The following is a 7,433-nucleotide window of genomic DNA, read 5'->3' on the forward strand; positions in this document are numbered from 1 at the left end:
ACCCACGCGAGGACGCGTTTATTCCTCGGCTCAATCACATGCGCCCGCGTGCCCTCATGAACGAACATTGCGTACGACGTCTTGTTCTCCACCCCGGCGACGACCTTCGTTCCCTGCACCACAATCGGCGTGGTCTCATTCGCGCCGCGGAGACGACCAGTATCCGTGGGGGTAATCCGGTTCGCGACGAGTTGTGTTTCCGCCTGGGCTTTACGCACCAGCTTGAACACCGGCCCAGCCGCGCCCGCCGTGACCTCCGCTATGCCGGCCCGGTTCGGGGTGAAAACGATACCGCTACTCGGCATCGGACGGGTTCCCATCGTCCACCGCAGCCGGGGCGGTGCGGTCATCCCACATGCGGATTAAATCACGGCGCGGGGTCTGCTCGTGGAAGTCAATCCCCATCTTCGTCAGGAACTCCGCCCACGCCGCCCGGGTCGCGTTCTCCGCCGGGGGCTGCGGAGCGAAATCCTCCACCACAACCACCATGCCATTAGCGATTAGGTTGTCAATATAGGCCGTGCGGGTAACGGTCGTCTCGTCTCCACGCTGCCAGCCCATGACGTTGCGGACCCAGCGGATACGAATGTTGAAACTGTTGCTCATGATTGATCTCCTACATCAACTCGAAAATTATGGACCGGTACACGGCCACGGTGCCACCCTCCGGGCCGTACACCTCAACCGGGTACAACGCCGACGAGCGGACGTGATGCTCCATTTCCAGCTCCTTCGCCGCCCGGCACGTCGCCGCCCACAACCGGTCCTTGTCGTCCTCTTGGATCGCGAACTCCCGCTCCATCGTCTCAATCGACGGGAGGACACCACCATCACCCAACGCTTCGGAACATCGGGCGATGCCGACGGTGAACTCGACGGCGAGCCGCCCACCGCACTGCGGAATCTCCGCGGGCGACGGGAACGTCTCCGTCCGGAACCTAATGCCGGACATGACCCACGCGAGAACGCACGTGTCGAAATTGTCCAACGCGGGGAGACTCACGCCGGGGCGGAGCTCCGTCCCCCCGGACACGCCACCGACCGGTGGGGCCTCGGAATCGTTGAACGCTTTATCCATCCACCGCACCAGCGCGGCGGACACCTGATCGGTCCTCGCCATTATCCGAGCACCTCCGAGTCCTCCGCTAGTGCGTTAGGGTTCACCGACCGTATCCACGAATCAACCTCCGGCAGGCCGGTGAGCCCCTCCCCAATAACCTCCGCCGGGTCGGCCATGTGCACCGACACTCCCTGCCGGGTCACCTGCGTGGCGTATTTGGGGAGTCGGCACCGCCCGGAATCGACACATTGTAGATACCGCTCCGCCGCGAGCCTGCCAACCATGAACCCCGCCGAGGGGGGCGCGGGAATACCCCGCTGGTAGTGAATCGCCGTCGGGCGAGCCCCACGCACCACCACCGCATCCCCCGACACCGCGAACTCACCATCGGACCCGTCCGAAAGCTCCACCCGAGTCACCTCGAACACCGGGCCGGGCAGCACGATCCGCATACACTCCGCTGTGGACACATCCACGTTGAACCACTCGCCCCGCCACAGCGTCGGCTCGCACCGCAAACACTGCTCAACCCCCGGGTGATACACCGCCGGGCACACCCCGAACTGCCGACCCGTCAGCGCCCACAGAATCTCCGTAGCCGTATCCACAGCCAGGCGGGCCACATCCTCTTTACCCTCCGGGATAGGGGGGAAGCACGACATGTCTACCGGCCACTCGCAAAGGTCACTCATACCGGTAATGCTACCAACCACGACACCCCTCCCCGGGTCGGGAAACGAATAAACCCCGCCCCCGGGTAATGATGGTCCTCCGCACCCATACGCCGGATCAATCGCTGCTCACCACAAGACAACGAGATCACAAGGCCACAAGGGGCGACGGTCTCCACACCATCATCAACCAGGAACGGGGCTCATTCGGACAATCCCTCATTCTCGGCGCGATACTGCCCACCAGCCGGGCGGCAAACTCCCCGCCGAGCACCACAGCGGTTGAAAACACCCGACGGTGAAGCAGCATCGCACCACCAGCATACAACCACGAATCCCCCGCCGTGAGTGGACAGCGGGGGAATCATGGGTACGCGCAAGAAAAAATGGTTTCTTGTCACCACCGCAACATCTGGAAGCGGAGGCAGCGACCCTAATCGGTAGGGCCACCACCCACCACTATACCGGATGATTAGGCAGCGGAGAAATACGGGGACGGCACGGTAAGCTCCACCGCGCCCTTCGTCACCTCCGGGGGTGCGATGGTGGTGCGCTGCATCAACAGGTGGGTGCGAGCAGGCACCGGGGCGAGCAGGCGACCCGCGCTACCATCCGCACCCGGCACGACGTTATAGGGACCCTGGCCCCAATGAGCACCGCTGCCGGTGTACGCCGACACGGTAACCTCCGCCGCGTCGGTGCCGTTGATGGTCAGGTCGCCCAGGGTAGCACCACGCACCCAGGGGAGCAGGATGTACCACCACTGACCGCCAGTCTTACCACCCTCAACAGACTTGAAAATGTCGTCGTTTTCCGGCACCTCGCAGTCATCACCGCCGCCAGTACCGGCCCACAGCTCCAGCGCCACGGAACCGGAAGTGTTGCCACCGGTCTGCTGTAGGAAACCCGCGGTGTCGCCGTCAGCGTCGAGAACCGCCGCCTGGTCGGTGAACATCGTCAGCAAGTCCGGCTGAATGCCGCACAACTGGAGGGTGAGGTTGTAGCGCTTGAACTGGTCTTCGGTGCGGTCGGTCGCGCACACGACACCGGACGCGTTCTTCTGCTCGATGTCGTCACCATCGGAGGTTTCGCGCTCCATGCCGAACTCGATGAAGCCGTCGGTGACGATCTGGTTCTTCGGGCCCTTTAGGGGGAGTCCGCAGCGGCCCACGCGGGTCGCGCGCATCCGGAAGCCCTTAATAACCGGGAGTGCTTGGTTGATTGCAGCCATTGTTTAGCCGTCCTTCTTAGTAGTCGTTTTCTTGGCGGACCGAGCCGCCGGTTTATCCTCTTCGAGGACACCAGCCGCCACAGCGGTATCGCGGGTGACGCGGAGCGCCACGCCACGCGATGCGGTGACCGTCTGAACCTCGCCAGCGGCGACGAGCTTCGCCGCTACATCTTGGAAATCCTGCTGCCGACCCATGATGGGCGACACCGTCACCACATCACCGTCAGTCTCGAAAATTACGCCAGCCACCGCTAGCTCCCTTCGTTGATTTTGATAGAAGTACCCAGCCACACCACGGCGAAGGCACGCTCCGCCACGGTGAACCGGAGGTTCGTCGCCGGGGTGAAACTGTTATGAGTTTCGATCTGGTTCCGGTACACCGTCACAGATCCGGTGACGTAGGTGCCGTCCAGGTCAGTCTCATACCCCGCGCCCGCCGCCACGGGGCTCCCCATGATCGTGCGGAGCACACCAGCAGTCGAGATGACCTGCCGGGACTCAATCAGACGGGGAAGGTCCGACGGGCGGACATGCACCGTCGGGGTCAATCCCTCGGCCAGCATCGTCGCTTCGGCCTGCGGGATACTCGACGCGGTGTTCGGCTCCTTTTTCAGCAGCGCGGCGAAATGCCGCTCCACATCAATCGGTTCAACCGCCTTAAGTTTCTCCACCGCCCGGGCGGACAACTCCGCTTCGGAAAGACCCACGGCGGCGCACTCTTCCGCAGCCCACACAGCGTTACCGGGGAACTGCATCAACGTTGCGGAATTACCGCCGTGCTTCGGCCCCTGGCCGGGGTTGCACGGCTCCGGCCATAGACCATGACCGCCGATGGATGGGACGCTGACCTCCACCCCGTGAATGACGGGGCGCTCCACGTCCACGAATTGAGCTACCGCGTACAGGCCAGATCGCGACGGGGTCGGCAGCGGGGCGCGTCCGACGAACTGCATCGGCTTCACAACTGTTGCCATGCCGACACCTCCTTTCTACGATCCGGTTAGGTTACTCTGCGGGGACGGCGGGGTTTGTCGCGTGACGCAGGCCAACCTGGCCGTTGATCGCGACGGGGATGGTCAGCTCGCGGGACTCGTAGCCACGCTGGCCCACGGCGAAACCATCCTCCAGGAACATTTCGGTGCGCTGGTTCTTGGACAGGCCAGTGCTGTCGTAGATAGCGCCGAGGTTCACGACGTTCTGGACGGCGGAGAAGAACGTGCCAGCGGGGTACAGCAGCACCTTCACCTCGGCGGGGTAGCCAGCGGATGCCGGGTCGCCGTTGAGCGGCTGGTAATCATCGACCCACTGGAAGCGCACGCCACGGTCCGCGAAGTGCTGGTCGAGGATCTGGTCAGTCACACGCTCCGGGAGGACATCATCGCGGTACGCCAAATCGGCGCGGAGGATGGATCGCAGCCATGCGGGGGCGACACCCTCCAGGGTGGAGGTGCCCAGGCGGAACTTCTGGCGCAGCGTCTCCGCGTGGAGCTCGATGCTGTTCAGCACCGTGCCCGCGGTGCCCAGGGCAGGCACACCCACGGCGACCTTCTTTGACAGGGCGATGACCTTCGCCAGACGGGCGGCGGATAGGCGGTGGAGGTGACCCTTCGTGGCGTTCTCCAGGAACTTCGCGGTCAGCTCCGGCCAGCCGGTGTTAGCCAGCAGATTCGACGTGACACACGTCCACAGGACATCCATGCGGACTTCCTGCATCTCGGCGCAGGGAATCTCGATGCAGTCCTTGGTCTGGCCGCTGATCGCCTGCGCTTCGGTCATGGTGCCGCGGTTGGTGGCGTACAGCGTCGAGAAGTCCGGCTCCACCGGGTAGCGCAAACCACCGCGGGACAGGCTGATCTCCGGGAGGGAGAACAGGTTCGCCGCAGCCGGGGTGGGCAGGAAATCATAAATGGTCTCGGATGGGGCGCACCATCCAGCAGCCGCGACGAGGGAACCGCCGTCAAGGCGGGACTCGTCGGTGGCGTGGTCAATCGCGGCGACCAGGCTCGCCTCGTCGGATGCGACGAGTTCGGTCGGGAGGTCGCGGCGGATGTGTCCGAAGTGAGATTGGGTCTGCTGGCCGACGGTCGTGGCGCGCAGGGCGCGACCGGACGAAATGCCGTTGAACGCTTCCGCGAAGTCGAGGAAGGTTGCTTCGCCGGACTTGAAGTTCGGCGCGGCGGGGTCGAGGGTGAACGGGGTGGTGGACTTTGCTTCGCCCCGGTAACCGGCGGTGGCTCCGCCGTAGCGTCGCTTCACAGCGAACTCCTTCTCGTCAGTATCGGTGTCGTCGGAATCATCCTCGTTGGTGGACTCGCCCGCGTCGTCATCCTCGGACTCGTCGGAGTCGTCGGAATCATCGGTGCTGTCCTGCTCGCCGTCGGCCCCTTCGGACTCTTCGGAATCGTCGGAACCACCCTCGTCGCTATCATCCGCGAACGCGGCAGCAGCGGCGGCGGCGCGGTCCCGGCGACCTCGGATAGCGGCCTGGGCATCCGCCTTAGCGGCCTCGGCCTTAGCAGCACGCGCCTGCGTCACGGCTTCCGCGAGCTTCTCCAACGCGGCGACCTGCTCCTCGGTAGGGTTATCGCCCGCGTCGGCGGTCAGCTTATCGTAGACCGCCTTAGCGGCGGTGATGATCTTGTCAATCTCCGCCGGGTCGGTAGGCATGTTCGCCACGGCCTTGAGAATGTCATCCAGCGTGTTCATCTGGTCTCCTTGTCGGTCTCTCGTCCCTCTACGTCGGGAGTGTACAGGGCGACATGCCCCTCACCTCCCACAGTCTAGCTACGGGCTTCGCCCCTATTCGTGATGATCTCCCCACCGCCGTTCCGCGACGCGAACATCACCGCCTGCGTCTTAGACAGGAATGTTTGCTCCTGCACCTGACCATCCGCGTCGGTTGAGCGGACGGTGTACGTCGCCGGGGTGAAGCTTCCTCCGCTGCCACATGCTCCACAAGCCATTGTTAGTCCTCCTTGCTTTCCATGATGTCCCGCACCGCCTGATAGCGGGCGGGCACGTCCGGCTCCACGTCGAAGCCGATGACGCCCTGCGCGGCCTTGAACCGTTCGCGGAGCCCCGGCGCGTGCGCAAGCTCACCGGGGGAGTTCCCTTCGGCGCGGAGGGCGGCGAACACCTCACGCACCGCATCCATAGCAGCCACGCGGGCGGCATCCACCGGGGACAATTCCTCGACAGCGGGAGCAGCCCACCCGGACGCGCACAACGCCAGGGCTTGACCATCCGCGACGTACTCCCGCCGCACGGGGAAGCCCGGGGTGGACACGGACAAGGCAGCGACGAGCTCCAAGCTGTTGCCGACGCGCCGCCAGTCACCAGATAGGGGTGCGGTCGCGGCTTCGCGGAGCTTCGCGGCGGGCGCGTCCTGATTCACCTCACCAGCGACCCAGATGCCGTGCTCGTCCTCACCGGCGCGGACGAACGCCCAACACGACCCGGTCGTGTCGTAATGCTCCGCAGCGGCACGCACACCAGCGCGCACACCAGCATGACCACCACCCACAGTCAGACGGCCCACCGCCACCGGACCATCATCGGTGAGCACCGTGGACTGGTGGAAATGCGCGTACCCAGCCGCCGAACGGGGCGGGGTCACGCACTTACCGGGCTGACCGACGTGACACGTATCCCACAGCGCGAGGTGCCCGAACACACGCCCTTCCGGGGTGACGGTAATCGGAGTCGGCCCGTCCAGGCCAGGGTCAGCGAACGCCGCCGAATCATATTTCGGCAGGTCCAACACCGCACCAGCCGACGCGACCAGGCCGTCGGTATCCACCTCCGACTCGTCGCCGGTGAGTTGAATACCCACGTTTTCGAACGCGGGCTTCGCCACCAACGTCGCCGCCATGATCGTCGCCGAATGCACCTCCAGCCGAGGACCATCCTCCACCTCAAACGTGTCGGCAAGCATGTCGCACAAATCAACCGACGGGCGGATCACGCCCTTCTCCAGCAGGGCGATGACCTTATCCTCATCCGAGAAGATTGTGCCTTCCGCCGTGAACCCGTCCGGGGTGACCTCGCCCCGGTCGATGGTTCCGACGATACGGGACGAGTCGTGGCCCTCGCTCGTCGTTTCCTGCCACAGCAGTGGAAGGGGAAACTTCCGGAACCGGAACTCACCATCGGTCGTGAAAATACGACCATCACCGGTCGGCTCACCCACCGGGGCGAGACGGCCCTTCCACTCCAGGCCCTTCGCGCCACTAGCTGCCAACGCATCCATATCTAACTCCCTGATCTGTCGCTCTACGTCTCTCATACTATTGATCCGCGTCGCCCACGGTATGTCCGCGCCGATTTCATCCTCGACGTAGGTCGCGGTGCAGCGGCACTGGATCGTGTTCTTCGCCGAGCCGTTAGCCCGGTCGCCGGGGTAGCGCAGCAGCTCCCCACCCACCTCGAACGGCTCGTCCACCGGGCGGGTCTGCCCGTCCGCTTCGGCGTG

Annotated in this window: 10 protein-coding genes; all 10 read right to left on the reverse strand. The window is 64.5% G+C overall.

The features are described from left to right. Positions 1-305, reverse strand: a 305-nt coding sequence (locus ACTQV4_RS09915; RefSeq protein ID WP_441549945.1) for a hypothetical protein, incomplete at its 3' end; no start/stop codon positions are given. Continuing rightward, positions 295-606 carry a hypothetical protein gene (locus tag ACTQV4_RS09920; RefSeq protein WP_441031775.1) on the reverse strand — a complete coding sequence of 104 codons (312 nt, stop codon included), beginning with the start codon at positions 604-606 and terminating at the stop codon, positions 295-297. The genes ACTQV4_RS09920 and ACTQV4_RS09915, both read right to left, overlap by 11 nt. Before the next feature lie 10 nt (positions 607-616). Then, complete coding sequence (locus tag ACTQV4_RS09925; protein ID WP_441031773.1) at positions 617-1,120, reverse strand: hypothetical protein; 504 nt, start codon at positions 1,118-1,120, stop codon at positions 617-619. Further along, complete coding sequence (locus ACTQV4_RS09930) at positions 1,120-1,773, reverse strand: hypothetical protein (RefSeq protein WP_441052903.1); 654 nt, start codon at positions 1,771-1,773, stop codon at positions 1,120-1,122. The genes ACTQV4_RS09925 and ACTQV4_RS09930 overlap by 1 nt, the downstream gene beginning before the upstream one ends. A 430-nt stretch (positions 1,774-2,203) precedes the next feature. Continuing rightward, positions 2,204-2,962 (reverse strand): hypothetical protein, encoded by a 759-nt coding sequence (locus ACTQV4_RS09935; RefSeq protein WP_441031769.1) that lies wholly within the window; start codon positions 2,960-2,962, stop codon positions 2,204-2,206. 3 nt (positions 2,963-2,965) lie between these two features. Next, a complete protein-coding gene (locus ACTQV4_RS09940; protein ID WP_343095443.1) occupies positions 2,966-3,211 on the reverse strand; it encodes a hypothetical protein in 246 nt (81 codons plus the stop codon). 2 nt (positions 3,212-3,213) lie between these two features. Further along, a complete protein-coding gene (locus ACTQV4_RS09945; RefSeq protein WP_441031767.1) occupies positions 3,214-3,936 on the reverse strand; it encodes a hypothetical protein in 723 nt (240 codons plus the stop codon). Positions 3,937-3,967: 31 nt separating this feature from the next. After that, positions 3,968-5,668 carry a major capsid protein gene (locus tag ACTQV4_RS09950; RefSeq protein WP_441031765.1) on the reverse strand — a complete coding sequence of 567 codons (1,701 nt, stop codon included), beginning with the start codon at positions 5,666-5,668 and terminating at the stop codon, positions 3,968-3,970. Positions 5,669-5,742: 74 nt separating this feature from the next. Beyond that, on the reverse strand, positions 5,743-5,925 hold the full coding sequence (locus ACTQV4_RS09955) for a hypothetical protein (RefSeq protein ID WP_441032713.1): 183 nt from the start codon (positions 5,923-5,925) through the stop codon (positions 5,743-5,745). Positions 5,926-5,927: 2 nt separating this feature from the next. Then, on the reverse strand, positions 5,928-7,433 hold a 1,506-nt coding region (locus ACTQV4_RS09960), incomplete at its 5' end, for a hypothetical protein (RefSeq protein WP_441569748.1).

Source organism: Collinsella sp. LCP19S3_B11, from assembly GCF_052121915.1.
Taxonomy (GTDB): Bacteria; Actinomycetota; Coriobacteriia; order Coriobacteriales; family Coriobacteriaceae; genus Collinsella.

What these genes read in the sequence shown, in the direction of transcription:
- ACTQV4_RS09955 (WP_441032713.1), bottom strand. Translation starts at nt 5,925, where the DNA reads ATGGCTTGTGGAGCATGTGGCAGCGGAGGAAGCTTCACCCCGGCGACG.
- ACTQV4_RS09950 (WP_441031765.1), bottom strand. Translation starts at nt 5,668, where the DNA reads ATGAACACGCTGGATGACATTCTCAAGGCCGTGGCGAACATGCCTACC.
- ACTQV4_RS09920 (WP_441031775.1), bottom strand. Translation starts at nt 606, where the DNA reads ATGAGCAACAGTTTCAACATTCGTATCCGCTGGGTCCGCAACGTCATG.
- ACTQV4_RS09945 (WP_441031767.1), bottom strand. Translation starts at nt 3,936, where the DNA reads ATGGCAACAGTTGTGAAGCCGATGCAGTTCGTCGGACGCGCCCCGCTG.
- ACTQV4_RS09925 (WP_441031773.1), bottom strand. Translation starts at nt 1,120, where the DNA reads ATGGCGAGGACCGATCAGGTGTCCGCCGCGCTGGTGCGGTGGATGGAT.
- ACTQV4_RS09935 (WP_441031769.1), bottom strand. Translation starts at nt 2,962, where the DNA reads ATGGCTGCAATCAACCAAGCACTCCCGGTTATTAAGGGCTTCCGGATG.